Here is a 24,717-nt window from a genome sequence, read left to right on the forward strand (position 1 = left end):
AGACCTTTCGGCGGCAACAAGCCCGGCCCGCTGCTGGCGGGCCGGGCGGGGGAGACTAACCCGCGGCCTTCACCGCGTCGTCGACCAGCTGCTGCCAGGCCTTGTCGTACGGGACGGAGCCGTCGTCCATGCCCTGGATGACGGACTCGATGGCGTTCTTGACCTGGGCGTGCTTCACGCCGAGGAAGACGGGCTGCAGGCTAGAGGCGGACTTGGCGAAGATCTCACCGATGGGGGCGTCGTTGAAGAACTCGTTCTTCGCGCCCTGCACGGCCGGGTCCTGCTGAGCCTTCGTGTTGCTCGGCATGTTGCCGAAGTCCGTGAAGATGCTCGCCTCGGTCTGCGCGTTGGTCAGGTAGTCGGCGACCATCGCGGCCTCCTTCGGGTGCTTCGACTGCTTGGGCACGGCCACCCAGGAGCCGCCCCAGTTGCCGCCGCCGCCCGGCACCGAGGCCACGTCCCACTTGCCCTTGCCACCGTCGCCGGCGTTGCCGCTGACCACGCCGAGCATCCAGGACGGGCAGCCGACCGTGGCGAACGCGCCCTTCTGGGTGCCCGCCGCCCACTCGTCGGTGAAGTTGCGCAGCTTGGCGGTCAGGCCCTGCTGGCTCATCTTCGTGGCGAAGTCGAAGCCCGCCTTCACCGCCGGGTTCTTGTCGACGATGAGGTTGTTGTCCTTGTCGAAGTACGTCACGTTGCCGTTCTTGGCCGCCTCCTGGTAGAGGACGACCTGGTACAGCGTGTTCGTGCCGTCGGTGAACTTGGTGTCCTTGACCTTGGACTGGAACGTCTTGCCGACGTTCATGAACTCGTCCCAGGTCGGCCAGAGCGCGCTGACCTTCTCACGGTCGGTGGGCAGCCCGGCCTTCTTGAACAGGTCCTTGCGGTAGCAGAGGCTCATGCCGCCGATGTCGGTGCCCAGGCCGAACACCTTGCCGTCGGCCGTGACGCCGTTCTCCCACTTCCACGCGGGGAAGTCCGCCTTGCGGGACTCCAGGCCGTACTCCTTGAGGTCGACCCACCATTCGGGGTGCGCCTTGGCCAGGCCCATGCCGCCCTCGTCGATGCCGACCACGTCGCCCGCGCCGTTGCCGGCCTGCAGCCACTGGATCATCTGGGGCCAGTACTGCTGCTCGAACTGGTCGGTGAGGTGCTCTTCCTTGATCTGGATGTCCTTGTGCTCGGCGTTCCACTTCTCGATGGCGTTCTTGTAGCCGAAGTTCGAGCCGCCGCCGAACGTCTGCACTCGGATGGTGACCGGTTCGGCCGCCGCCGAGGAGGCGGGAGCGCTGCTCGAACCCGTACCGGTGCTGCCTGAGCTACAGGACGCGACGGTCAGCGCCGCCGCGGCCAGGGCCGAGGCCGCGGCAAGACCGCCGCGACGCCTGCTGATCATCATGGTGGACCCCTTCTCGGGTGAATGTTGGGGGAGTGCACCGCGGCACGCGCTCCGCCGCGGTGGGAGTCTTTGGGAGCGCTCCCACAAAGGGTGCACTTAGGTGGTCTGCACGTCAATCCACCGAAACGCAACCGTTACCAATGGGGCGGTTTGTGACCGTGAAATGGGATTTATAGCGTTATACTTCGCAAAGAGCTTCCTGGGAGCGCTCCCACCTCAAGAGACATCTTTTGTGTCGCATCAAGGGCATGTCACCCGCACCCACCACGCTTTCTCCCGGTCACACTGCCAGTGAGAACCGCTGTCCGGGGGGCGTTGGAGAGCTCCAGGGGGATGTGGGCCGACCGCTCGCCAGGCGCCCACCCGTTGCACGGTTACCGCCGGGTGGGCCTGCTGGAGTCCATCGTGAGCTGGTGGTGCTTGTCTTAAGAACGCTGTCCGCCGGGCTCGTCGAACAGGTCCTGGAGGGCCCGGGCGGTTGCCGCGCGGGTGGTCCAGGTTTCGAGTTGGGCAAGGTCGGTGCAGGTGGTGATGCGGGCGCGCGTGTCTTCTGGGACGTCAAGACCGCGGGCGTCCAGCACCAGCAGGAGCATTTTGACTGCTTCTTCCGACTTGCCCTCTGCCTTGCCTTCTGCTTTACCTTTTGCTTTGCCTTCCGCGAGGCCGCGGCCGAAGTGTTCGCGGGCGAAGGGGCTGTAGACGGGCCAGTCCGTGGACGTCATGATCTCCTCCAGGAGGCGCCGCACTTCGGGCGCGGACATGCTGTAGGTGTATTCATAGTACTTCGGAGCGTGTTCGTCGCGCTGCTGGGACAGTGCCGTGGCGAAGGCTTCGACCACCTTGCGGTCACGGCCGTGGACCATCGCGCGTGACGTAGAACGCGTCCAGCGGCTGGCTGGACGAGCGGTGCGCCGCCGCGCTGGGCCTCTAGCAGGCGGCGGCGCGTTCCTGGAGGAGGGTGCGTTCGCGGGCGTTGCGGGTCAGCGCGGCCGCCCGCTCGAACTCGGCGCGGGCCTCCTCCCGCCGGCCCAGCTTGAAGAGCAGGTCTCCCCGTACGCTCGGCAGCAGGTGGTAGTCCCTGAGCGAGGGCTCGTCCACGATCTGGTCCAGGAGCTGGAGGCCGGCTGCTGGGCCGTAGGCCATGGCGAGGGCCACCGCCCGGTTGAGCTCGACGACGGGGGAGCGGGACAGCTTGGCCAGCGCCTCGTACAGGCTCGCGATGCGCTCCCAGTCGGTGTCCTCGGGGGTGACGGCCCTGGCGTGGCAGGCGGCGATGGCGGCCTGGAGGGCGTACGGGCCGGGCTCGCCACTCAGCTTCTCGGCCTGTTCGAGGGCGGCCAGGCCGCGCCGGATGAGCAACTGGTCCCAGCGGGCCCTGTTCTGCTCCAGGAGGAGGATCGGCTCGCCTGACGGGCTCACCCGGGCGGCGGATCTGGAGGCCTGGATCTCCATGAGGGCGACGAGGCCGTGGACCTCGGCCTCGGCGGGCATCAGGCCCGCCAGGACCCGGCCCAGCCTGAGGGCGTCCTCGCACAGGGCGGGACGCATCCAGTCGTCCCCGGCGGTCGCCGCGTAGCCTTCGTTGAAGATGAGGTAGATGACCTCGAGGACGGACACCAGGCGGGCCGGCAACTCGGAGGCCTGGGGCACCTCGAAGGGGACCTTCTTGTCGGCCAGGGTCCGCTTGGCCCGGACGATCCGCTGCGCCACCGTCGGCTCCGAGACCAGGAAGGCCCGGGCTATCTCGTCGGTGGTCAGGCCGCCGAGCACGCGCAGGGTCAGGGCCACCCGTGCCTCCATGGAGAGCGCCGGATGGCAGGCCGTGAACACCAGGCGCAGGAGGTCGTCCTCGATCTCGTCCACCTCGGGGAGGTCCTCCTCGGTGTCGAGGCGGTGGCCGAGCTCGATCAGGTTGCGCTCGAGGCGTTCAGTCCTGCGGATCATGTCGATGGCGCGGCGCTTCGCCACGGTCATCAGCCAGGCGCCCGGGTTGCGGGGCACGCCCGCCTCCGGCCACTGCTCCAGGGCGGCGACCAGCGCGTCCTGCGCCAGCTCCTCGGCCAGGCCGACGTCACGCATGAACCGAGCCAGCCCGGCGATGAGCCGGGCGGCCTCGATCCGCCACACCGCCTCGATCGACCGGTGAACGCCCTGGGGGTCGGTGCCGGAAGCCATCACCGGCCCATGAGAGCAGCACGAAGCCGCCGATGGCAACCCGCCTCGGGGTCAGGCGTCAGGCTGGTCGACTCCGAGGCGTTCGCGCAGCGCCTCCTCGTGCTCCCGCTCCTCCGCCGGCAACGAGTCGTCCGGTACGTCCGAGGCGTCGAACACCCGCCACACGTCCAGCCCGACCCCCTCATGCCCTGGGGGCACCGGCACCCGCATGGCCCACTCGATCGCCTCTTCCCGTGACTTCACCTGGATCAGCCAGAAGCCGGCGATGAGCTCCTTGGCCTCGGTGAACGGCCCGTCGACCACCTTCGCCTTGCCGCCGCTGTAGGCGATCTGCGCGCCCTGCGAGCTCGGGTATAGCCCTTCGGCCGCCAGCAGCACCCCCGCCTTGGCCAGCGACTCGTTGTAGGCGTGCATGTCGTCCACGAGTTCCTGGCTGGGCAGTACCGCGGCCTCGGTCTCCGCGTTCGCCTTGCCCACGATCATGAACTTCATCGGTGTCCGTCTCCCTGTCGCTCGTATCGGTCTCGTTGAACGCGTCGAACGGCGAAGGGCGGGATCGACACGTACCGGAGAATTTATTCGGCGAAGAGCCGGGCCGCGACGCGGTCCGGAACGTTGTGCCAAAGCGCGATAGCTGTCACCTGAAGCACAAGCCCGGTACGGCCGCCGGAGGACTGCTCGGGGAGCCTTCGCCGCGAATACTCGCAGGCCGCTTGAACTGGTGGATGAGGTTCCGGCAGGCGCAATCGCGTCAGCTCCACCCCGTGCAGAACGTCTTCTCAAGCCGGCGGGAGCACAGGTCCCATTGCACGTCCTTGACGGGACCGTTCATCGAGAACGAAATGTTCGCGGACTGTCCGTTCGAGACGTTGACGTACGGATCGGGCTGGGCGTAGCGCACCTTCCACGCACCCGAGACGTACGCCTTGTACGCGATGCGCACCCAGGAATGCGACTCGTATTGCATGGTGTCCTGCAGTTGGCCGTTCGCGGTCGCCACGGTCCCGTTCCAGGACACCGATCCTCTGGCCCAGGCGTAGTTCGTGCTGATGTTCATGGGCCGCCCGCCGGCGGGAACCTCTGGGGGAGGCGTCTTCGACGGCGGCCGGGCCGAGGTCGTGGAGTGTGCGGGCTCCGGCTCCTCGGTGGGTTTTTGCTGAGTTTTCGTGGGCTTGGGCGAGTCCTGCTGCTTGCTGGCGGCCGAGGTGGTCGGGGACGGCGTGACGGTCGCTTGCTTGGTGACCGTCACGGTGGGCTGCGGGACCGGCTGGGTCGGCACCGGCGGCGGCGTGGGCACGGTGGTCAGCTCGGGCACCGGACCCGCGGTCGGCTCGGTCGGCACCTCGAACGGCAGTGGCGCCGTGTCCTGGGGGTCGGGAGTTCCGGCCCAGGGGACGGTCGCTTCGGGCTGGGATGAGGAGATCGGCGGCTCGCCGGTGCCGACCGGCGCGGGGGTGGACGACGTACCGGGCATGGTTGCCGCGGCGGGCCGCAACGGCTGCTGCTCGGCGTACTTGCTGGCCCCCCAGAGTCCTACCCCGGACAGGAGAACGACCACCGCCACCGCCGCGACCAGCAAGACAGGAAAGGACCGGGATGGCCGTTCGGCGCCGGGACGCGCAGGCTGCGAGCGCGCGGACGCCTGCGGGCCCGCCACACGCGGCCCCCAGGACGGCGGGGTCGGCGTCTGCCCGGACGAAGCGGTCGGGTGCGGCACGGGCGGCCCGGGCGGCACGGCTGTTCCCGCCGAGGCAGGGGACCCGCTTCCGGGCCGAACGGGCGCCCCTCGAGGAGGCGCCTCGCCATGGCCTGGATGCGGCCACGCCGCCCCCTCACCGGGCGACACCCGCCCGGCGGACGGGCCGGACATGTGTGCGGGCGGATAGGCGGACGGGATGGGCGGGTTCGCGTGGCGCGTGGCGTCGGTAGGCAGGGCTGGGACCGGTTTGTCCGCCTCGCCGAGCAGCCGCAGCAGCGCGGCCTGCGCTGTCGGCCGCTGCGCGACCGGCTTGGCCAGGGCGGACGCCACGACACCCCGTATCGGCTCCGGTAGATGGCCCAGGTCCGGTGCGGCGTTCATCACGGTCTGCGGGTCATGTCCGAAGGGAGGCCGACCGGCGGCCGCGAAGACGACGACCGCCGCCCAGGAGAAGACATCCGAGTACGGCCCGTACACCTCTCCGTTGAGCTGCTCCGGTGAGCGGTAGCCGAGTTCGCCCGCGGGCGGTCCGGCCGCCATATCGGTGACCTTGGGCCCGTCCGGGGCGAGGATGACGTTGTGCGGGGTCAGTCCGCCGTGCGCCAGGCCCTTCAGATGCATCGCGATCAGCGCCGTGAGGACGCCGACCGCGACCCGCTCCAGCGCGTCGTCCGGCAGTGGCCCCTCGGCTGCGACGAGTTCGGCGAGGCTGCGCCCCGCCACGTGCTCCCTGACGACGTACGGCCGCCCCTCCCACACCCCCGCGTCGAGCACCCGCGCGACATAGGAGCTGGACACGCGGTTCAGCGACCTCAGGCGCTGGACGACGTCCGCGTCCTGCCCCGCCTCCGGCGCCAGCAGCTTGATCACGCGCGGCGAGGACTCTTCCGCTTCCTGTCCGAGGTAGACGGCACCACGCGGTCCTTCGCCGATCGTCTCGATGATGGTGTTGCTGCCCACCCGCGGCGGGCGGTCCGGTCGGACGGGGTCCACAAGCACCCTTCCAGTGGCAGATCATGATTCCGCGCCACATTCAAACAAAATCCTCACACCAGCATCACGAGTTTCGCCTAAACCTCGATCTCTTTCGTGATCTTGGCTCGGTCGGTTGAACGGTCCGGCTGAAGGTTGAAATCCGTGCTGTGGGCCCGCATACCAGCCCGGCTGTCGCGCCGGGTGGGCGGGGTTCCACCGGCCCGCGGGTGTTCCCTTCCTGGCCGTGGGGTGGCTGGTCAGGGCAGGGCTTGCAGGCGGGTCAGAGCGGTGAGCGTCCGCCGGGTCGTCCTCCAGGAGGTGCGGCTCCGTACGGAATCTACGATGTAAAGGCGGCGAGCTGGTCGAGAAAGGCCCGGGCCGTCGGGGCACAATCGGCCAGCGAGCGAACGGCCAGGGCCAGGGAGCGGGTCATCCCCGGCTCGAGGGGTCGCGTGACGACGGCGCCCAGGTCGGCGGGCAGGCCCAGCGTGGGGACGATGCTGACGCCCAGCCCTGCGGCCACCATCTCCAGGATGGCGGCGGGGCCGCTGGCTTCGAAGGCGATGTCGAACTGGACCTGGGCGGCCAGCGCCGCGCCCATGATCAGCGGGCGGCAGCCGGCGGTGGTCAGGATGAACGGCCGGCCTGCCAGGTCGGCGAGGGCGATGGCCGGGCGGGCGGTCAGGGGGTGGCCGGCGGGCATCACGGCCACCATGTCGTGGGTGCTGAGGTGGACGGTGTGCAGGCCGGGGGCGGGGAGGGTGACGACGCCCACCTCTGCGGCGCCGCGGTGCAGCCATTCGCGGATGTCGTCGTCCACGCCCTCGAACAGGCGGACCCGTACCTGCGGGTAGCGGTCGGTGAAGGCGCGCAGGAGCTTGGCGACGAGCGTGCCGGTGGCGCTGGGGAGGCTGGCCAGGCGCAGCTCGCCGGTGATCTGGCCGGCGGCGGCGGCCACGTCGGCGCGGATGAGGTCGAAGTGGCGCAGGGTCTCGCGGGCTCGGGCGAGCGCTGCCTGGCCGGCTTCGGTGAGGGCGATGCCGTCGCGGTGGCGTACGAACAGGGCGGCGCCGAGCTCGCGCTCCAGGGTGGCGATTGCGCGGCTGACGGCGGGCTGGGACATGCCGGTGTGGTCGGCCGCGGTGGTGAAGCCGCCGTGCTCGGCGACCGCGACCAGCACCCTGAGCTGCGCCAATGTCATGCCGACATACCTTAGTTGGTATTTGACCATAGGTGGGGCAGAACATCATGGTTATGCCATGTCCGAGCGAATGACGATCGAAGTCGACGGCCGCATGGCCAGTTATCTGACGGCGGGCGAGCGGGGCCCGGTGGTGTTGCTGCTGCACGGCACGTATTGGAGCCGGGTCTGGGAGCCGGTGATCAACACTCTGGCGGCGGCGGGGCTGCGGCCTGTGGCGGTCGATCTGCCGGGGCTGGGGCGTTCCGAGGGGGAGCTCACAGGGGAGACGGCGGCGGTGCCCGCGCTGGCGGCGTGGGTGGGGCGGTTCGCGGCCGCGGTGGGTGCGCAGGCGCCGCTGCTGGTGGCGGGGCACGACATCGGGGGCGCGGTCGCGCAGCATCTGCTGGTCGAGTCGGAGGTACGGCGGCTGGCTCTGGTCAATTCGGTCACGTACGACTCCTGGCCGGTGCCCGGGGTGGCCCGTTACCGGGATCCCGCTGTGGTGGCGGCCACGACCGTGGAGGAGTTGCTGGCCGCGCGCCGCAAGGCCGTCACGACCGCGCTGGCTCGGCCGGCCTCCGAGGCGGAGCTGGCCGGCTACCTGGAGCCGTGGCACGACCTGCGGGTCGGCCGGTCCTGGATGGCCCTGGCGGGCGCGGCCGACAGCCGCTACACGCTGGACCTGGTGCCCGCGCTGAAGGCCGATGAGACGCCGAAGCTGCTGGTGTGGGGCGAGGACGACACGTTCCAGGAGGTCCGGTACGCCGAGCGCTTCGTGGCCGAGATCCCGAACAGCACGCTCGTGCGCATTCCCGGGGCCGGGCACATCCCGATGGAGAACGACCCGGCGGGGGTCGCGCGGGCTCTGGCGGATTTCTTCCTCTCATGAGCGCCCGCGGGCTGCGAGGGCGACGATCGCGAGCAGGACCAGGGCGAGCGTCAGCGCGGCTGCGGGGCCGATGTTCAGGTGCAGCGTGGCGCCGGCGAGCGCGCCGAGGAACATCGCCGCGACGGAGGCGAACCGGCGGAAGGCCGCCCGCCCGGGGGTGTCGGCGGCCAGGCCCGTCAGGGTGGTGGTGAGGACGTTGGTGACCAGGTCGGGTACGCCCAGCGCGCGTACGGACGCGTTCTGCAGGCCCATGCCGCACGCGAGCAGCGCGATGAGCGCCGCCCTGGCCCCGGCGGTGTGGTGTCCGGCCGTGAGGGCCACTACGAGGCCGGCCGCGACGAGGACCGCGTGCACGGTGGTGGCGATGGTGAACGCCCGCCGCGCGTTCCCCACCTGCCTGGTCAGCAGGCCGGCGCTCCACGCTCCGGTCCCGAAGCAGGCGAGGGACAGGGGAGGGGCCCATTTCGACAGGTCTCCTCCGCCAACCAGGGCGAAGCCCAGGAAGACGATGTTGCCGGTCATGTTGGCCACGAAGACGCGGCCCAGGCCGAGGTAGCTGACGGCGTCCACGATTCCGGTGACCATGGCCAGGAGGATCAGCAGGGCGGGCAGGAGGCCGTGTGGGTTTCCGCCGCGGGGGAACAACCCGTCGGCGACCCACTGGAGCCCGCCCTTCATGGCTGCTTCGAGACGACGGCTCCTGGGCGTGGGCTGGGTCTCATGGCGGCTCCTTGGCGAGGTTCGCGCGTGGCTCTTCCCGCGAGCCTGCTTCCCTCGGGTCTTCCCAGGTGGCGGGCCGCTCATCCGGCCTGCGCCTGACCCGCCTCGCCGGTGGAATGCGAAGAGCGCGCGCCCCTTTCGGGACGCGCGCTCGTCTAGCGCAACAGGGTCAGCCGGCGTACTGCGGGTAGCCGTAGCCGACGACCTGGGACTTCGGACGCACGCGCTCTTCGACCTTGCCGTTGCCGGTGTTGCCTTCGACGGTCGAGATGGTGCCGTCGCCGTTGTCCTTCTCGACGAACCCGACGTGCTGGATGTCGTCGAGGCTCTTGCTGCCGCTCCAGGAGAAGAACACGACCGCGCCGGGCTTGGCGACAGTGCCGAAGCGGTGGTTGGCCGCGAACCACTTGGCGTGGGCGACGGTGTAGGCGTCCCAGCCGACCTGCGGGCGGGCGCCGGTCTGCTCGCCGACCCAGGAGACGAACATCGAGCACCAGGCGGCGTTCACGTAGTCGGCCCGGCTGCCGCCGTCACGGGCGATGGTCTCCGCGGCGCGCTGTGAGTTGGCGTACCACTTCTGGTACGGGGTGCCGCCGCCGTAGGCGTTCTCGGAGGTGCCGACCTGGGACTTGGCGAGCGCCAGGACCTGGGAGGCGGTGACGTTGATCTTGGTTTCCCGGGACTTGGCACGGTCGTTGTCGTGAGTGGCTGCGGTGGCCGGCTGCTTGTCCGCGGCGGAGGCCGCGGTCATGTGGGCGCCGAGCCCGGAGGCCAGGACGGTCGCGCCGAGCGCGGCTCGGACGATGTTGGTCTTCGTGGCAGCGGTAATGCGGAACTTGGCCATCGAGGGGGTTACTCCTTGCTTCCATGCCGCTTACCGGGTTAGCTGACGGATTCGGGCGTGGAAGCTGCCCTACGGCACCGAAGTGCCGATTCACCCCATGGGACTTGGGTCCCCGGTTCCGCCCGGAGGCGGATTCAGCGGTCACAGGACGGTCCTGTGATGTGTGTCGCGATGGTCGGACATCGCCGGACAAACCGGACGAATGTCTCAAGAATGCCTCAAATGTAATGCATAAGGCAAGAGGCTACAAATCTGTAACGACCCAGCTAGGCGAGCTGCCTGCGAGCCGCGGCCAGGAGCCCCATCATGGCAAGGGACTCATCAAGCGGCATGACCGAGCTTTCGGTCCTGCCTTCGGCCGTCGCGGCGCGGACTTCGCGGAGCTCTCCGGCGTATCCGTTGTCCGCCGGATCGAGCACATGCTCCTCCGGCTCCATGGAGCGCCCGGAAAGTAAAATCCGCTGCGGGGCCCAGAACGGCGCCTGGACGTCCGCCCGCATCTGAGTACCTACAACACAGGCATGGTTCGGGTAATTCCCGAGCAACGAGGTCTCTACGAGAGCCCGCCTGCCGTCGGGGTAGAGCAAGACCCCGGCCGCCTCCGCGTCCACGCCGTTGGGGGCCAGGGAGCCGGTGATCCGCAGGTCAGAGGGCATGCCGAGGAGCAGCTGAGCCAGGCCGAACGGGTAGATCCCGAGGTCGAGCAGGGCCCCGCCGCCCAGCTCCGGCGCCCACAGCCGGTGCGCCGGATCGTAGGGCTTGGCGAAGCCGAATGAGGCCTGCACGGAGCGGATGTCGCCGAAGCGCTCGTCGGCCGCGATCTTCTGGATGAGGGGGTTGAAGCGCATCCACATGGCTTCCATGAGGAACACGCCTGCCTCGCGCGCCAGCCGTACCATCTTCTCCGCGTCGTCCACGGTGGCGGCCAGCGGCTTCTCGCACAGCACGGCCTTGCCCGCGGCGATGGCGGCCTCCGCCACCTGCAGATGCTGGGCGTGCGGCGTCGCGACATAGACGGCGTCCACGGCCGGATCGGCGCACATCTGCTCATAGGAGCCGTACGCCGACTCCGCGCCCAAAGTGGAGGCCAGGGCCTGCGCCCGTCCTAAGTTCCTGGACCCGACGGCGGCCACCCGCATCCCCGGCTCGGCCACGATGGCCGCTCCCACAGTCCGCGCGATACCGCCTGTCGCCGCAATGCCCCACGCAAAATCCCGCACACGGGAGATCGTAGACGAATCACATCATGTCGAACGTGTCGGGATCGGGACCGAAACGCCGGCCCCTGTTCAGCGCGCCGATGGCGGCCATGTCCTCGGGGTCGAGGATGAAGTCGAACACGTCGATGTTCTCGGCGATCCGCGACGGGGTCACGGATTTGGGGATGACGACGTTGCCGAGCTGCAGGTGCCAGCGGAGCACGATCTGCGCGGGCGTCTTGCCGTACTTGCCGGACAGCACGGCCAGCGCGGGGTCGTCGAGCAGCCCCTGGCCCTGGCCGAGCGGGCTCCAGGCCTCGGTGAGGATGCCGTTGGCCTCGTGGAAGGCGCGCATTTCGCGCTGCTGCAGGTACGGGTGGAGCTCGATCTGGTTGATCGACGGCACGATGTCGGTCTCGTTCATCAGCCGGGTCAGGGTGTCGATCGTGAAGTTGGAGGTGCCGATGGCCTTCGCCCGCCCATCACGGTAGATCTTTTCCATCGCCTTCCACGCCTGCACGTACTTGTCCTGCTGCGGCACCGGCCAGTGGATGAGGAAAAGGTCGATGTAGTCGAGGCCGAGCCGGGCCAGGCACTCCTCGAAGGCCGCCTCGGCGCGTCCGTGGTCGGCGTTCCACAGCTTGGTGGTGACGAACACCTTCCGGCGCGGCAGCTCCGATTCCCGCACGGCCTGGCCCACGCCCTCCTCGTTGCCGTACGCGGCGGCGGTGTCGACGTGCCGGTAGCCGGCCTTCAGCGCGGTCGTGACGGCCTGCGCGGCCTCGTCGGCGGCGACCTGCCAGACGCCGTAGCCGAGCTGCGGGATGTGCACGCCGTCGGCGTTGAGCAAGAGAGAGTTCATAGCCTCCATTGTTCACGTCGCGTTTCTGAGGGCTTAAGGCGGCGGGGCTAGCTTGAAGCGGTCGTGAACGGGCCATCACCCGGCTGGGAGGAGCAGGAGTGGTCGAACAGGCGTCGGCCTGGGTGGAGTCTCCGCTCCAGATGCTGTGCGCCGTCGAGGCCCACCACGCAGGCTTGCTCGGTCCCAAGACGGTCGTCGTGCCGCGCTCGGGTCTTCGGCCGCTGAAGGCCACGCGCCGGGAGCTGAGGTCTCTCGGGCTACCCGACGGACTGGAGCTCGCCGACCCGCGCGAACGCATGCCCAGACGCGTGCAGGCCGTCGGCGACGCCTTCTCCGGCAGGGTGCAGCTGCGCTGGCTCACCTCGCGTCCGGGCCGCATCGTGATCGTGGACGACGGTCTGGCCACTCTCCGGCTGCTCGAGCTGCTGGCCGCGGGGCCGTACCGGCCGCTGCTGCGGGCCAGGGCCCAGCCGACCAAGCTGCGCGCCGCGCTGGGCCTGGCGGCCGCGCTGCGGCTGCGCCTGAGCGACGTGTCGGTCTTCACCGCCCTGCCCGTCGACAAGTCCCTGGAAGACGCGGTACGTCGGGCCGGGATCGATCTGGTACGCCACCAGTTCGCCTGGCTGCGGGCCCAGCCGCCCAGCGCCGAAGGGCCGGCGGAGCGCACGGTCGTCCTCGGCACCTCGCTCGTCAGGAACGGCCTGGTGCACCGCGACCACTACCTGCGCTGGCTGACCGACCTGGCCGCGCGCGAGCCGCTGGCGTACTACCCGCACCGCCGCGAGGACCCCGTCGACGTCGCGCTGATCCGGGAACGCCCGGGGATCACGGTCCACGACGCCGGTGCGCCCGCCGAACTGACGCTGCGCGGCCTGGACGCGAGCCAGCGCGTGCTCAGCCTCCCCTCGACCGCGATCACCTCGCTGCGGGTGCTGCTCAGCCCGCGCGGTGTCGCCGTCGAGCCCGTGGAGGTCCCCGAGGACTGGTGGACCAGCAGGGCGGCCCCCGCCCTTCGTTCGCATCTGACGGGAGTGTCCGGTTGAAAGTGTTGGCGGTCGCCGACTCCGACTCGTACCTGAAGTGGGCGGCCTGCCTGCTAGGCGACCTGCCCGGGGGAGGTGCGGCGGAGCTGGTGGTGGTGCGTACACCTATCACGCCTTCGCCTGAGCAGATCGCCGCCGCCGTGGGCGGCGGCGTGGAGCCGCCGCCGGTGCTGTCGGCCCGGTCCGTGCGGCGGCTGGCCGAGCGTACGCAGCCGGACGTGGTGCTGGTGGCCTGCACGGGGCCGGTCGTGGACGTGCTGGTGGCCGAGGTGTTCGCGGGGCTGCGGCCGCGGCCGGTGTTCGTCAGCGGACTGCCGGGCATCTCGGTGCCCGCGACGGAGAAGGCGTGGTTGTTCCGCAGCGGGTGCGACCTGTTCGTGGTGCACAGCGAGCGGGAGGTGGCCGAGTTCTCCGAGATCGCCGCCAGGCTCGGCGGGGGAGGGGCGGTGGGCCTGGCGAGGCTGCCGTTCCTGCGCTCTGAGACGGTCGCCGGAGGCGGGAACCGGATCGTGTTCGCCACCCAGGCCAAGGTGCCGCGCGGGCGGGAGGAGCGGGAGCGCATCCTGCTGGGGCTGGCCGAGCTGGCCCGGCTCCGCCCCGACCTGGACGTGGTCGTCAAGCTGCGCGCGCTGGAGGACGAGCGGCAGACCCACAACGAGCGTTACCACTACCAGCGGCTGTGGCGGGAGATGGGGGAGCCGGGGCGGCTCTCCTTCCAAGCGGGCTCGATGCACGATCAGCTCGAGCGGGCGGCCGGGTTCGTCACGGTGAGCTCGACGGCGGCGCTGGAGGCGATCGCGCTGGGCGTGCCGTCGCTGGTGCTGAGCGACTTCGGCGTGAGCGCCGAGATGATCAACCTGGTGTTCGAGGGCAGCGGGCTGCTGGGCACGCTCGACGACCTGGCCAAGGGCGACTTCCGGCTTGCCTCGGCCGAGTGGTGCGCGGCCAACTACTTCCACCCTGCGGAGCGCAACGACTGGGCTCGGCTGCTGACGGGGCTGGTGACGGGCGGGCCGCGGGTCCCCGCGGCCTCGCTGCTGGACGGGCCCGAGCACGCGGCGGCCCGGCGCCGGGCCCGGCTCCGGGTGGAGGTGCACCCCTCGATGCTGCGGGCCGGCTACCGGGCCAAGCGCCGGATGCGGCGATACCTCAAGGCCCTCGGCTGACCACCCAACCCCGGCCCCGCGGTCGGGGTGGCCTCGGCGATTGACCGCCCCGGCCCCAGCACCGGGGCCGGCGCGGCCCCGGCCGTCCTTCCCCCTCCCGCTCCGAAGGACCGCAGCCCCGGACGGTGGGAGAGCAGCCAGCCTGTTGTCGCGGGTTGAGTTCCCTTTTGAGGGAGGGTGGAGTGACGGGAGCTCTCCCTCAAAAGGACCGCAAACCCCGGACGGTGGGAGGCAGCCGGCCCGTCGTCCCGGGTCGAGGTCCCTGTAGGGACGGCGGCCGTGCCGGCGCGAGTGGCCATCCCACCGGCCGGGGTCGCGAGTCAGATCGCGGAGCGGATCTTCCTGCGGAGCCGGGTGAGCGCGGTCGGCTTGGCCACGAAGCCAAGGGTCTCCAGGCGCTTGCGCTTGAAGTAACGCGCGTCGAAGTCGACGCTCGCGGGCCGCAGCTCCGGGTACGTCTCGGCCTGCATGCAGTAGCCCACGGCCCGCACCAGCCCGCGCAGATCCACCACCGGCGGGGGCGTGATGGCCCCGTCGGCCGACAGACGGGGCAGCAGCGCGTCCACGATGGTGACCGGGATCCGGTTGCTGTTCTCGTAGGGAGCCAGCCGGTCCAGCACCAGGTCCGTGCCGTACGAGGCGACGGGCAGCCCGAAGTAGCGCTGCGCCGTCAGCAGCCCCGTGGAGAAGCACCCCACGACGAGTTCCGGGCGCAGCGCGGCGAAGCACACCTCGGCGGGCACGCTCTCGGGGGCCACCGACAGCCGCACGCCCAGGGGCTCGGCCGCGGCCCGCAGGAGCTGGGCGTGCCGCCGCCCGGCGGCCGGGTGCGGCTTGAAGACGACGTCGGTGTGACCGCGGGCGGCCAGGGCACGCAGCATCGTCTCGTGCAGGGCCGCCTCCTCCTCCGGCGTGACGATCTCCAGTGCCGACAGGTACTGGCCGAGGATCATCGCCCGCCCGTGCATCATGTCGGGCGCGGTGGCGGTGACCTCGTCCACGATCGACAGGAACCGCTCGTCCGGCAGGATCGACGGCGTGACGCCGTACTCGCTGAGCAGCAGCGGCACCAGCCCCGGCACCAGGTCCAGGTGGAGCAGCCGCTCGATGCGGCGGAAGATCTCGGCGGGCATCGGGTCGCGGGTCGGGCCGTAGCTCATCAGCCCGTCGGAGTAGACGGTGATCGGGCAGTCGCGCACCAGCCCTGCGATCGTCCGGGCCGGAGGCACGGCGATCGACTCCAGCACCAGCTGCTCCACCCCGTCCAGCGCCCAGTGGGAGCGGATGAGGCGCTCCATCATGGGCACCTCGATGACGCGGGCCTTCCAGTCGGAGGGGTGGAGCGGCGCGATGAGCTCGTTCCACGAGTGCACCTCGTCGAAGCGCGAGCGCAGCACGGCGAAGCCGGGCGTCTTGTCGAGCGGCGTGGAAACCTCGGGGATGGCCGCATTGTTGGACACGACGAGGACGCGGCGCCCGTCACCGAAGCGGCCGTCGTCGATGGCGGCGGCCAGCGACATCGCACCGAACAGCGTCGAGGCGTAGAAGACCTTCACGACGTCTCCTCCCGGTCGCGGCGGACCCGGATGTGCGGACTGGGCGGCAGGTCGGGCACCAGGGCCCGCAGCGTGGCCTCGCGTTCGGCGGACATCCGCGCCACCGATTCGGACACCAGCTCGGCGGGCAGCGCGCGCACCATGTGCGCGCCGCGCTCCTCGAAGCGGGCCCGCAGCGCCGGCGTGAACCGGTCGGCGATCTCCAGGTGGTGGGCGAGCAGGGCGCAGAAGTTCCGTACCGCCTTGGGCAGGAACTCCGGCTCCAGGTCCTTGAAGACCAGGTCGAACGCGTCGAAGAAGTGCAGCTGGCGCTCGTCGCCCACCTGCGTCAGCGATCCGGACACCATGCGCCGGTAGAACAGGCCGGCCAGGGACACCACCGCGAACGTGGCGGCTTCCCTGTGCAGGCGCCAGATCCACGGCCGGTCCTCGGCGGTGTGCAGGGAGCCGGGGAAGTGCAGCAGGTCGCGCAGGGAGCGCCGGTAGATCCCGGCCCAGGCGTACGGGTAGTCGACCATGGTCCGCACGTTCTCCGGCAGGATCGCCTCCCGTGGGTCGAGCACCGCGCCCCTCCGCGCCAGCGGGGCACGGTGCACGACCCGTTTGCGGCCCTCCACCTGCACGTGGTCGGCGCGGACGAAGTCGCAGCCGAGCCCGTCGATCGCCTCGACGAGCTGCGTCAGGTAGCCGGGGGCGAGCCAGTCGTCGCCGTCCATGAACGTCACGTACCGGCCGGAGGCGGCCGACAGTCCCGTGTTGCGGGCGTCGGCCAGCCCCACGGGCGCGGGGTTGCGCAGCACGGACAGCCCGGGCAGGTCGCGGGCGAAGTCCTCGACGATGGCCCCGGTGGCGTCCACGGAGCCGTCGTCCACGACGATGAACTCGAAGTCGTGCCGGGCATTGCGGCTGAGAGAGGTGAGCGCGTCGGCGATGAAGCGCTCACCGTCCCGCACCGGCACGACGACCGAGAGTGTGATCAAGGGTTGTTTCTCCAGAGTGCGAACGAGGTCAGACGGTCACCCGGCGCAGGCGGGCCTTGGGAGCCTCCTCGCCGGGGAAGACGCGCTTGACGCCGTCGCCCATGGCCTGCTCGATGATGCGGATGTCGCGTACCAGGTGCTCGAGGCCGGACGGCTCCAGCGAGGCGGCGTGGTCGGAGCCCCACATGGTGCGGTCGAGCGTGATGTGCCGCTCCACGCAGACCGCGCCGAGCGTGACCGCGGCCAGCGAGATCTGCAGGCCGCGCTCGTGGCCGGAGTAGCCGACGGGCACGCCGTACCGCTCCCTGAGCGTGGTGATCGTGCGCAGGTTCGCCTCTTCCGGCGGCAGCGGGTACGTGGACGTCGCGTGCATCATGATCAGCTTGTCGGTGCCGAGGATCTCGACGGCCGCGTCGATCTCCGACAGCGTGGACATGCCGGTGGACAGGATGATCGGCTTGCCGGTGGCGGCCAGGGCCCGCAGCAGCTCGTGGTCGGCGATGCTGGCCGAGGCCACCTTGTGCGTCAGGACGTCCATCTCCTCCAGGAACTCCACGGAGGGTACGTCCCACGGCGAGGCGAACCAGTGCAGGCCGCGCTCGTCGCAGTATTTCGCGATCTGCCGGTACTCGTCGAAGCCGAACTCCGTGCGCTCCTTGTACTCCAGGTAGGTCATCTCGCCCCACGGCGTCTGCCTGATCTGGCCCTTCTGCTCCTCGGGCACGCAGATCGCGGGAGTGCGCTTCTGGAACTTGACCGCCTGGCAGCCGGCCTCGGCCGCCACGTCGATGAGGCGGCGGGCGATGTCGATGTCGCCGTTGTGGTTGATGCCGATCTCGCCGATCATGTACACGGGCTCGCCGTTGCCGACCAGCACGTCGCCGATCGCGACGGGGCCGAGGCTGGGCCGGGTGCGGACCTCGACGGCGGGCGGCTCGGGGCGGGCGGCCACGACGCGGTCGCACAGCTCGCGTACGGCGCCGGACCCGCCCGGCTTGGTCAGCACGATCCTGGCGGCGGCGCGCACGCGCGGGTGGGCGTCGGGGGTGGCGATGGGCCAGCCGACCTCGGACATCGGGCCCAGGTCGTTGACGTCGTTGCCGACGTAGGCCACGCGAGCCGGGTCGAGGCCCTCGATCTTGAGCCAGTCGCGCAGCACGGTGCGCTTGTCGGCCAGGCCCTGCAGCACGGGAACGCCCAGCTTGCGGGCCCGGGCGGCCACCACGGGGTTGTGCTCGGTGGACATGACCAGCACCTTCACCCCGGACCGCTTCAGGAGCGAGACGCCCATCCCGTCCGAGCGGCTGACCAGCACCATCTCGCGGCCGTCGGAGTCGACGTAGGCGCGGTCGTCGGTGTGCACGCCGTCGAAGTCGGTGATGACGGCGTCCACGTCGATCGGCTCGGGCTGGTCGATGAACGGGGCGAGCGCGCGCACGAGCTCCAGGTCCTCCGGGTTGTCGATCTCGATGCCGTGCCGCTGCGGCACCGGCTGGACGGCGACCTCGCCGAAGAAGCGGTGGCCGTGCTCGCGCAGGCCGGAGGTGCGCATGACGTAGAAGGCGCCGTTCTCGCGGAACTCGGGCTCGCGGTCCTGCCTGCGCTGCCTGACGGCCGGGTCGTGGTTGATCCCGGCCCCGTTGGCCGTCCACAGGAACTCGTGCGTCGGCAGCCCGGACACCACCGAGTCGGCCTCGCCGTCGAGCACCTTGCGCACCGCGTCCGACAGGTCCTCGGGGTCGATGAACGCGCTCGTGCACTGCACCAGCACGACCACTTCGGGGTCTTCGCCGATGGCGTCGAGCGCGTGCAGGACCGCCGACTCGCTGGAGGCGGTCGCGCCGCTCAGCTCCTCGGGCCGCTCCACGACGACCGCCCCCGCCTGCCTGGCGGTCTCGGCGATCCCCGCGTGGTCGGTGCTGACCACGACCTGGTCGACCAGTTCGGCCCGCCGGCAGGCCCGCACCGCGCGGGTGACCAGGGGAACGCCTCCGACCAGGGCGAGGTTCTTCAGGGGTACGCCCGCCGAACCTCCGCGGGCGGGAACTACGGCCAGGACTCGCAAGGTATATCTCCTCAGTGCAATGGACTGCACCCAGAAGCTAGAGGCCTGGATTGAACGGCTAGCGTCACCATCATTAACTTTCCATGGGGATCCGGTAGAGCAACTCTGGCCGGCCCACCCCGCCGTACTGCGGGATGCGGGCCGCCACACCCAGCTCCACCAGGTATTCCAGGTAGCGGCGGGCCGTCACACGGGACACTCCGATCGCGTCGGCCACAGCCTGCGCCGCCATGCCCTCGGGGCTTGCCCGCAGCTTCGCCGCGACCGTGTCGAGCGTGTCCCGCGCCATGCCCTTGGGCAGCTCGGAGCTGCCCCGCAGGGTGCCCAGCACGCGGTCCACGTCGCTCTGCCCGACGGCGACGCCCGCCTCCTCCTTGAACTTGGCATAACGCGTGAGCTTTTCGACGAGTGTCGCGTAGGTGAACGGCTTGAGCAGGTACTGGGAGATGCCGAGCGACACCGCCGAACGGACCATGGCCAGGTCGCGGGCGGAGGTGACGGCGATCACGTCGCACATGAGCCCGCCCGCGCGGATCGCCCTGCACACCTCCAGCCCGTGCATGTCCGGCAGGTACAGGTCGAGCAGGACGAGGTCCACCGGCTTCCCGCGCAGGAAGCGCAGCGCCTCGCCGCCGGTCCTGACCACCCCGGCCACCTCGAAGCCCGGAATCCGCTCGACGTAGATGCGGTTGGCCTCCGCCGTGATCTCCTCGTCCTCGACCACGAGCACGGAGATCCTCGCGCCCGGGTCCCGCGCCGAGATCGTCATCGCACACGCTCCGGCACGGGCAGCCGCACGGTGAACACCGAGCCCTCCACGGCGATGGTGCCGCCCATACGCCGGACCGACTGCCCCACCAGGGCCAGCCCGAGCCCGTGCCCGTCGCCCTTGGTGGTCCAGCCCTTGTCGAAGGCCTGCGGGTCGGACAGCCCGGGACCGTTGTCGCCCACCCTGATCATGACGTCTTCCCGGTCGGAGTACAGGTGCACCTCCACCCGGGAGGCCGCGTCGACGGCGTTGTCGATCAGGTTGCCCACGATCGTGACCAGCTCGCGCGGGTCGAGGCCCAGGTCGTCCAGCTCGCTGTCCTGGCTGATCACCAGCTCGACGCCGCGTTCGGCCGCCTCGGCGCTCTTTCCCAGCAGCAGCGCCGCCAGGACCGGCTCGCGGACCGCGCCGACCACCCGGTCGGTGAGCTCTTGGGCGGCCCGCAGCTCCGCCGTGCCCAGGGCCACCGCCTGCTCGGTACGGCCCAGCTCCACCAGCGTGATGACAGTGTGGAGCCGGTTGGCGGCCTCGTGGGCGGCCGAGCGCAGCGAGTCGGCGAAGCCGCGCTCGGCGTCGAGCTGCCCGGTCAGCGCCTGCAGCTCGGTGTGGTCGCGCAGGGTCACCACGGTGCCGAGCCTGCTGGCGGCGCTGTTGACCGCCAGCACCCGTTCGCCGACCAGGTGGATGCGCTCCTCGTCGTCGGCCAGCACCTCGGAAAGGCCCAGCTCGTCCACGTGCCGCCCCTCGGCGTCGGCAGGCAGGCCGAGCAGGTGACGGGCGGCGTCGTTGCACAGCGTCAGCGTGCCGTCCTTGCCCACCAGCAGCAGGCCCTCCCTGACGGTGTGCAGGACCGCGTCGTGGTGGTCGTGGATGCGGCCGAGCTCCACCGGGCCCAGGCCGTGCGTCTGGCGGCGCAGCCGCGCGGTCACCAGCCAGGTGGCTGCCGCACCCAGCGAGAGCGCGAGCGCGACGACGAGCCCGCCCCAGGCGAGCTGGTCGCGCACCTTGGCGCTGATCTTCTCGATCGTGATGCCCGCGCTGACCAGCGCCCGCACCCGGCCGTCCGACATGACAGGGGTCACCACCCGCCTGGACTCACCGAGCGTGCCGGTGTAGGTCTCGGTGAACGTCTCGCCCGCCAGCGCCCGCTCGATGTGGCCGAGGTAACGCTTGCCGATCTCGGCGGGGATCGGGTGGGTGTAGCGGGTGCCGTCCGGTTTCATGATGGTGATGAAGTCGATGCCCGTCTGGTGGCGTACCTGCTCGGCGTACGGCTGCAGCCGCGCGGACGGGTTCGGGTCGTCGAGGGCGTCCAGCACGCTGGGCGAGGCCGCCACGCTCACCGCGACGGCCCTGGCCTTGCTGCTCGCCTCGTCGGTGAGCAGCTCACGCGCCTGCACGAGCGCGAGCACCGCGAGGCCCGCCACCGTGACGGCGACCACGAGCAGCTGCAGGACCAACATCTGCCCCGCCAGGCTCCATCGCCGCATCTTGACACCTCTCCTGTGAACGAAACTTACTCAATGGTGACCTACGTCACTGTGAGCGTCATACTCGAAAAACTAGAAGGAAATTCCATCACCGCTGGAGAACCCCCCATGCGTGATCGCACTCGGTACCTGTACCTCGCCGTCATCGGCGCCGTCCTGCTAGGGATCCTGGTCGGATTCGTCTGGCCGGACGTGGGCAAGGAGCTGAAACCGCTGGGCACCGGTTTCGTGGCGCTCATCCAGATGGTGATCGGGCCGATCATCTTCTGCACGATCGTGCTCGGCATCGGCTCGGTACGCCAGGCGGCCAAGGTCGGCAAGGTCGGCGGTCTCGCGCTCGGTTACTTCATCGTCATGTCCACGGTAGCCCTGCTCATCGGCCTGCTGGTCGGCAACGTCATCGACCCCGGCTCGGGGCTGCACCTCAGCGACGCCGCCAGGCAGGCCGCGGAGGCACAGGCGGCCAAGGGCGGCGAGGCCACCACGGTCGACTTCCTGCTCGGCATCATCCCGAAGACGCTGGTGTCGGCGCTCACCGGCGGCTCGGTCCTGCAGGCGCTGCTCGTCGCGCTGCTGACCGGGTTCGCGCTCCAGGCCATGGGCGACAAGGGCACGCCGATCCTGCGCGGCATCGAGCACTTCCAGCGGCTGGTGTTCCGCATCCTCGCCATGGTCATGTGGGCCGCGCCCGTCGGCGCGTTCGGCGCGATGGCCGCCGTGGTGGGCGAGACAGGGCTCGAGGCGCTCAAGAGCCTGGCGATCATCATGGTCGCCTTCTACGTGACCTGCCTGCTGTTCGTCGGCGTCGTGCTCGGCACGATCCTGTGGCTGGTCGCCCGGATCAACCTGTGGTCGCTGCTGAGCTACCTGGGCCGCGAGTTCCTGCTGATCCTGTCCACCTCGTCCTCGGAGACGGCTCTGCCCCGCCTCATCGCCAAGATGGAGCACATGGGAGTCAGCAAGACCGTGGCCGGCATCACCGTGCCGACCGGCTACTCCTTCAACCTCGACGGCACCGCCATCTACCTGACCATGGCCACGCTGTTCATCGCCGAGGCCACCGGTGCGCCGCTGCAGTTCGGCGAGCAGCTCGCACTGCTGCTGTTCATGATGATCGCCTCCAAGGGCGCCGCGGGCGTGACCGGGGCCGGGCTGGCCACGCTGGCCGCCGGGCTGCAGGCGCACCGACCGGCGCTGGTCGACGGCGTCGGCCTCATCGTGGGCATCGACCGGTTCATGTCCGAGGCCAGGGCGCTGACCAACTTCGCCGGTAACGCCGTCGCCACCGTGCTCGTCGGCACCTGGACCGGCGAGTTCGACCGGGAGCGCGCCGACCGGGTGCTGGCGGGGCAGCTGCCCTTCGACGAGGCGACGCTGCTGGACGAGGACGAGGACGAGGGCGAAGAGCCGCCGGAGCCGGGCGAGCCGGGCGACAGGGAGCTGTCGAAGGTCTAGGGCTTGCGGGCGATGCCCGCGTAGCCCAGCAGGGCCAGGTCCGGGTCCAGGAAGACCGGGGCGCCGGGCTCGAGGTACGGCCACCCGAGCTCCGGCCCCACACCGTTGGCCAGATAGCCCGGCGGGATGAACTCGAAGTCACCGAAGAAGGCGGAGATCTCCTCGCCGGGCCGCGGCCTGAACGGCATGTTGGCCGCCTCGTAGAACTGGCTCACCCGGTCGGTCACAGAGGTGTGGGAGTCGCTGCCCACGTGGGAGATGGCCAGATAGCTGCCCGGGGCGAGGGCGTCGCGGTAGGCGGCCACGAACCCGTGCGGGTCGTCCTCGTCGCGGATCAGGTGCAGGATGAACATCATCAGCACGGCCACCGGACGGTCGAAGTCCAGCAGCGTGCGCACCTCCGGGCTCGACAGGATCTCCTTCGGCCGGCGCACGTCGCCCAGCACCATGGCCACCCGCTCGGGGTCGGCCAGCAGCGCCCTGCCGTGCGTGGCCACCACGGGGTCGTTGTCCACGTACACCACGCGGGCGTCCGGGGCGTGCCTGAGGGCGACCTCGTGCACGTTCTCCTGCGCAGGCAGGCCGGAACCGAGATCGAGGAACTGGGTGATGCCCTGCTCGCACAGGTAACGCACGAACCGGCCGATGAGCGCGCGATTCTCCCTGGTGCCGTCGCGGGTCTCCGGAAGAAAGCTGAGCACCCGGTCGGCCAGATCCCGGTCGGCCTGGAAGTTGTCCTTTCCGCCCAGGAAGTAGTCGTACATGCGCGCCGCGTTAGGGATGTGAGGGTCGACGCCCTGCGGCGCTTGTTCCTTCATGGCACCATGATCTATGACATGAGCACCGGAAATCTACGAGAATCGGTCAAACGGCGGGAAGTCTCAGGACGAATCTCGCGCCGCCCTTGTAGTCCTCGACGGTGATCGTGCCGCGGTGGGCCATCGCGATGTCCCGCGCGATGGCCAGGCCCAGCCCCGTGCCGCCGGCGTCGCGGCTTCGGGCGGCGTCCAGGCGGGTGAAGCGCTCGAAGATGCGCTCGCGGTCCTCCACGGCGATCTCCATGCCGTCGTTCTCGACCGCCAGGACCGCCGTGTCGTCCCCTTCCTTGGAGACCTGGACCCGGACTTTGTGCTCGGCGTGCCGCTGGGCGTTGTCCAGCAGGTTCGTCAGGACCCTGGCCAGCTGGAGCCGTACGCCCTCGACCACGACCCCCTCGTCCAGGTCCACGTGCACGGGCACCTTGTCGCAGCGCACGGCGAGTTCCTGGAGCACCAGTTCGGCGAGGTCCACCCGCTCCTTGACCACGTCCACCCGGGAGCCGATCCTGGCCAGCAGCAGCAGGTCGGTGATGATCGCCTCCAGGCGGTCGGTGTCGCGCAGCGAGCTCTCCACCAGCGCCTCGATGTCGGTGTCCTCCGGGTAGAGCTGGGCGCTCTCGAGCTGGGCGCGCAGCCCGGCGATCGGGGTGCGCAGCTCGTGCGAGGCGTCGGAGGCGAACTGGCGCTGCTGCTGGGCGGAACGTTCCAGCCGGGCCAGCGTGCCGTTGACGGACTTGGCGAGCAGGGCCACCTCGTCCTGCCCCGGTGGCTGGGTGACCCGGCGGCTCAGGTCGCCCGCGTGTACGGCGTCCAGTTCGGCCCGCATGGTCGCCACCGGCCGCAACGCCCGCCCCGTGACCAGCCAGGTGGCCCACGACGCCAGCGCGATCAGGATCCCGACCTGGGTGAACACGACCACTTCCAGCGTGCGGCTGGTGAGCAGGTCGGGCGTGCTGCGGCCGGCGTAGACGACGGGGGAGTCGGAGAACATGCTCACCCTGACGGCCGTGAGGTGGATGCACTGGGTCGGCAGGCAGTTCGTCATGTTGACCAGCCGGTTCTCGGCGGTGGGGCGGATGTCACTGAGCGGCGGCAGATTCCTGGCCGCGTCGCTGCTGGCGAGGATCTGCCCGTCGGGTCCGACCACCTGGATCAGGGGGACCGACGGGTTCGGCACCGGGATGGCGGCCCCCATGGGCAGGGCACCGCCACGCATCTCGTACGCGATCCGCTCGGCCGTGTCCCTGGTGTCGCGGAACACGCTGGCCGACATCAGGGATCGGGTCACGATCACCCCGCCCACGGCCGCCGGGATCAGCACGAGGGCGGCTACGGCCGTCGCGATGAGGGTTACGCGTCCCCGCAGGGATCGGGCCCACCAGGGTGCCACCCTGGCAGGTTACCGAGCGTGATTACCGGCATATGCCGCG

General features: G+C 70.3%; 21 protein-coding genes and 1 riboswitch. Of the genes, 4 read left to right on the plus strand and 17 right to left on the minus strand.

Features of this window, described 5'->3' with window-relative positions:
• Positions 1–55: 55 nt before the first annotated feature.
• The 6 genes from ACQPWU_RS21350 to ACQPWU_RS21375 all read right to left on the minus strand — a co-directional run bounded on the left by ACQPWU_RS21350 (position 56) and on the right by ACQPWU_RS21375 (position 7,449).
• Positions 56–1,399 carry an ABC transporter substrate-binding protein gene (locus tag ACQPWU_RS21350; protein ID WP_433442632.1) on the minus strand — a complete coding sequence of 448 codons (1,344 nt, stop codon included), beginning with the start codon at positions 1,397–1,399 and terminating at the stop codon, positions 56–58.
• Between the two features lie 425 nt (positions 1,400–1,824).
• Positions 1,825–2,262, minus strand: coding sequence for a hypothetical protein (locus tag ACQPWU_RS21355; RefSeq protein WP_433442634.1), 438 nt, complete (start codon positions 2,260–2,262; stop codon positions 1,825–1,827).
• Positions 2,263–2,326: 64 nt separating this feature from the next.
• Positions 2,327–3,574 carry an RNA polymerase sigma factor gene (locus ACQPWU_RS21360; protein WP_433445259.1) on the minus strand — a complete coding sequence of 416 codons (1,248 nt, stop codon included), beginning with the start codon at positions 3,572–3,574 and terminating at the stop codon, positions 2,327–2,329.
• A gap of 51 nt (positions 3,575–3,625) precedes the next feature.
• Positions 3,626–4,066: a YciI family protein gene (locus ACQPWU_RS21365; protein WP_433442636.1), complete on the minus strand. Its 441-nt coding sequence runs from the start codon at positions 4,064–4,066 to the stop codon at positions 3,626–3,628.
• A 259-nt stretch (positions 4,067–4,325) separates the two neighbouring features.
• Positions 4,326–6,266 carry a serine/threonine protein kinase gene (locus ACQPWU_RS21370; protein WP_433442638.1) on the minus strand — a complete coding sequence of 647 codons (1,941 nt, stop codon included), beginning with the start codon at positions 6,264–6,266 and terminating at the stop codon, positions 4,326–4,328.
• A gap of 319 nt (positions 6,267–6,585) precedes the next feature.
• On the minus strand, positions 6,586–7,449 hold the full coding sequence (locus ACQPWU_RS21375) for a LysR family transcriptional regulator (RefSeq protein ID WP_433442640.1): 864 nt from the start codon (positions 7,447–7,449) through the stop codon (positions 6,586–6,588).
• A gap of 58 nt (positions 7,450–7,507) precedes the next feature.
• Between ACQPWU_RS21375 and ACQPWU_RS21380 the strand changes: the two genes are divergently transcribed.
• Entirely contained in the window at positions 7,508–8,320 is an 813-nt protein-coding gene (locus tag ACQPWU_RS21380) for an alpha/beta fold hydrolase (RefSeq protein WP_433442642.1), read from the plus strand.
• Here the strand turns inward: ACQPWU_RS21380 and ACQPWU_RS21385 are convergent.
• From ACQPWU_RS21385 to ACQPWU_RS21400, 4 genes are all read right to left on the minus strand, one after another.
• On the minus strand, positions 8,315–8,998 hold the full coding sequence (locus ACQPWU_RS21385; RefSeq protein ID WP_433442644.1) for a YoaK family protein: 684 nt from the start codon (positions 8,996–8,998) through the stop codon (positions 8,315–8,317). The two genes, ACQPWU_RS21380 and ACQPWU_RS21385, sit on opposite strands and share 6 nt — an antisense overlap.
• Positions 8,999–9,209: 211 nt before the next feature.
• The gene (locus tag ACQPWU_RS21390) at positions 9,210–9,884 is read right to left on the minus strand and encodes a CHAP domain-containing protein (RefSeq protein ID WP_433442646.1); all 675 of its coding nucleotides are present in this window, start codon (positions 9,882–9,884) and stop codon (positions 9,210–9,212) included.
• A 12-nt stretch (positions 9,885–9,896) separates the two neighbouring features.
• A riboswitch (cyclic di-AMP (ydaO/yuaA leader) is annotated at positions 9,897–10,034 on the minus strand.
• Positions 10,035–10,150: 116 nt separating this feature from the next.
• Positions 10,151–11,104: a Gfo/Idh/MocA family protein gene (locus ACQPWU_RS21395; protein WP_433442648.1), complete on the minus strand. Its 954-nt coding sequence runs from the start codon at positions 11,102–11,104 to the stop codon at positions 10,151–10,153.
• A gap of 19 nt (positions 11,105–11,123) precedes the next feature.
• The gene (locus tag ACQPWU_RS21400) at positions 11,124–11,945 is read right to left on the minus strand and encodes an aldo/keto reductase (protein ID WP_433442650.1); all 822 of its coding nucleotides are present in this window, start codon (positions 11,943–11,945) and stop codon (positions 11,124–11,126) included.
• Between the two features lie 98 nt (positions 11,946–12,043).
• On the opposite strand from ACQPWU_RS21400, the gene ACQPWU_RS21405 reads away from it, so the two are divergent.
• Positions 12,044–12,988, plus strand: coding sequence for a hypothetical protein (locus ACQPWU_RS21405; RefSeq protein ID WP_433442652.1), 945 nt, complete (start codon positions 12,044–12,046; stop codon positions 12,986–12,988).
• Between the two features lie 2 nt (positions 12,989–12,990).
• Entirely contained in the window at positions 12,991–14,154 is a 1,164-nt protein-coding gene (locus tag ACQPWU_RS21410) for a DUF6716 putative glycosyltransferase (RefSeq protein WP_433445261.1), read from the plus strand.
• Positions 14,155–14,474: 320 nt separating this feature from the next.
• Here ACQPWU_RS21410 and ACQPWU_RS21415 read toward each other — a convergent pair whose 3' ends face one another.
• From ACQPWU_RS21415 to ACQPWU_RS21435, 5 genes are all read right to left on the minus strand, one after another.
• Positions 14,475–15,710, minus strand: a complete 1,236-nt coding sequence (locus ACQPWU_RS21415) for a polysialyltransferase family glycosyltransferase (protein ID WP_433442654.1) — start codon at positions 15,708–15,710, stop codon at positions 14,475–14,477.
• Positions 15,707–16,690, minus strand: coding sequence for a glycosyltransferase family 2 protein (locus ACQPWU_RS21420; RefSeq protein WP_433442656.1), 984 nt, complete (start codon positions 16,688–16,690; stop codon positions 15,707–15,709). Before ACQPWU_RS21420 ends, ACQPWU_RS21415 begins: the two co-directional genes overlap by 4 nt.
• A 28-nt stretch (positions 16,691–16,718) precedes the next feature.
• Complete coding sequence (locus tag ACQPWU_RS21425) at positions 16,719–18,755, minus strand: N-acetylneuraminate synthase family protein (protein ID WP_433442658.1); 2,037 nt, start codon at positions 18,753–18,755, stop codon at positions 16,719–16,721.
• 73 nt (positions 18,756–18,828) lie between these two features.
• Positions 18,829–19,524 carry a response regulator gene (locus ACQPWU_RS21430; protein ID WP_433442660.1) on the minus strand — a complete coding sequence of 232 codons (696 nt, stop codon included), beginning with the start codon at positions 19,522–19,524 and terminating at the stop codon, positions 18,829–18,831.
• Positions 19,521–21,014 carry a sensor histidine kinase gene (locus ACQPWU_RS21435; protein WP_433442662.1) on the minus strand — a complete coding sequence of 498 codons (1,494 nt, stop codon included), beginning with the start codon at positions 21,012–21,014 and terminating at the stop codon, positions 19,521–19,523. Before ACQPWU_RS21435 ends, ACQPWU_RS21430 begins: the two co-directional genes overlap by 4 nt.
• A 108-nt stretch (positions 21,015–21,122) precedes the next feature.
• Here ACQPWU_RS21435 and ACQPWU_RS21440 point away from each other — a divergent pair, with 108 nt between their 5' ends.
• Positions 21,123–22,469 carry a cation:dicarboxylate symporter family transporter gene (locus tag ACQPWU_RS21440; RefSeq protein ID WP_433442664.1) on the plus strand — a complete coding sequence of 449 codons (1,347 nt, stop codon included), beginning with the start codon at positions 21,123–21,125 and terminating at the stop codon, positions 22,467–22,469.
• Here the strand turns inward: ACQPWU_RS21440 and ACQPWU_RS21445 are convergent.
• Both ACQPWU_RS21445 and ACQPWU_RS21450 read right to left on the minus strand, forming a co-directional pair.
• Positions 22,466–23,287, minus strand: a complete 822-nt coding sequence (locus ACQPWU_RS21445; RefSeq protein WP_433442666.1) for an SAM-dependent methyltransferase — start codon at positions 23,285–23,287, stop codon at positions 22,466–22,468. The genes ACQPWU_RS21440 and ACQPWU_RS21445 overlap by 4 nt on opposite strands.
• Positions 23,288–23,333: 46 nt before the next feature.
• Entirely contained in the window at positions 23,334–24,677 is a 1,344-nt protein-coding gene (locus ACQPWU_RS21450) for an ATP-binding protein (protein WP_433442668.1), read from the minus strand.
• Between the last annotated feature and the right edge of the window lie 40 nt (positions 24,678–24,717).

Origin of the sequence: Nonomuraea sp. CA-141351 (genome assembly GCF_050944675.1) — a bacterium.
In the GTDB taxonomy this organism is placed as follows: domain Bacteria; phylum Actinomycetota; class Actinomycetes; order Streptosporangiales; family Streptosporangiaceae; genus Nonomuraea.

Coding starts and splice junctions, on each gene's coding strand:
- ACQPWU_RS21350 (WP_433442632.1), bottom strand. CDS start 1,399: ATGATGATCAGCAGGCGTCGCGGCGGTCTTGCCGCGGCCTCGGCCCTG.
- ACQPWU_RS21355 (WP_433442634.1), bottom strand. CDS start 2,262: ATGGTCCACGGCCGTGACCGCAAGGTGGTCGAAGCCTTCGCCACGGCA.
- ACQPWU_RS21360 (WP_433445259.1), bottom strand. CDS start 3,574: ATGGCTTCCGGCACCGACCCCCAGGGCGTTCACCGGTCGATCGAGGCG.
- ACQPWU_RS21365 (WP_433442636.1), bottom strand. CDS start 4,066: ATGAAGTTCATGATCGTGGGCAAGGCGAACGCGGAGACCGAGGCCGCG.
- ACQPWU_RS21375 (WP_433442640.1), bottom strand. CDS start 7,449: ATGACATTGGCGCAGCTCAGGGTGCTGGTCGCGGTCGCCGAGCACGGC.
- ACQPWU_RS21380 (WP_433442642.1), top strand. CDS start 7,508: ATGTCCGAGCGAATGACGATCGAAGTCGACGGCCGCATGGCCAGTTAT.
- ACQPWU_RS21385 (WP_433442644.1), bottom strand. CDS start 8,998: ATGAAGGGCGGGCTCCAGTGGGTCGCCGACGGGTTGTTCCCCCGCGGC.
- ACQPWU_RS21390 (WP_433442646.1), bottom strand. CDS start 9,884: ATGGCCAAGTTCCGCATTACCGCTGCCACGAAGACCAACATCGTCCGA.
- ACQPWU_RS21400 (WP_433442650.1), bottom strand. CDS start 11,945: ATGAACTCTCTCTTGCTCAACGCCGACGGCGTGCACATCCCGCAGCTC.
- ACQPWU_RS21430 (WP_433442660.1), bottom strand. CDS start 19,524: ATGACGATCTCGGCGCGGGACCCGGGCGCGAGGATCTCCGTGCTCGTG.
- ACQPWU_RS21435 (WP_433442662.1), bottom strand. CDS start 21,014: ATGCGGCGATGGAGCCTGGCGGGGCAGATGTTGGTCCTGCAGCTGCTC.
- ACQPWU_RS21440 (WP_433442664.1), top strand. CDS start 21,123: ATGCGTGATCGCACTCGGTACCTGTACCTCGCCGTCATCGGCGCCGTC.
- ACQPWU_RS21445 (WP_433442666.1), bottom strand. CDS start 23,287: ATGAAGGAACAAGCGCCGCAGGGCGTCGACCCTCACATCCCTAACGCG.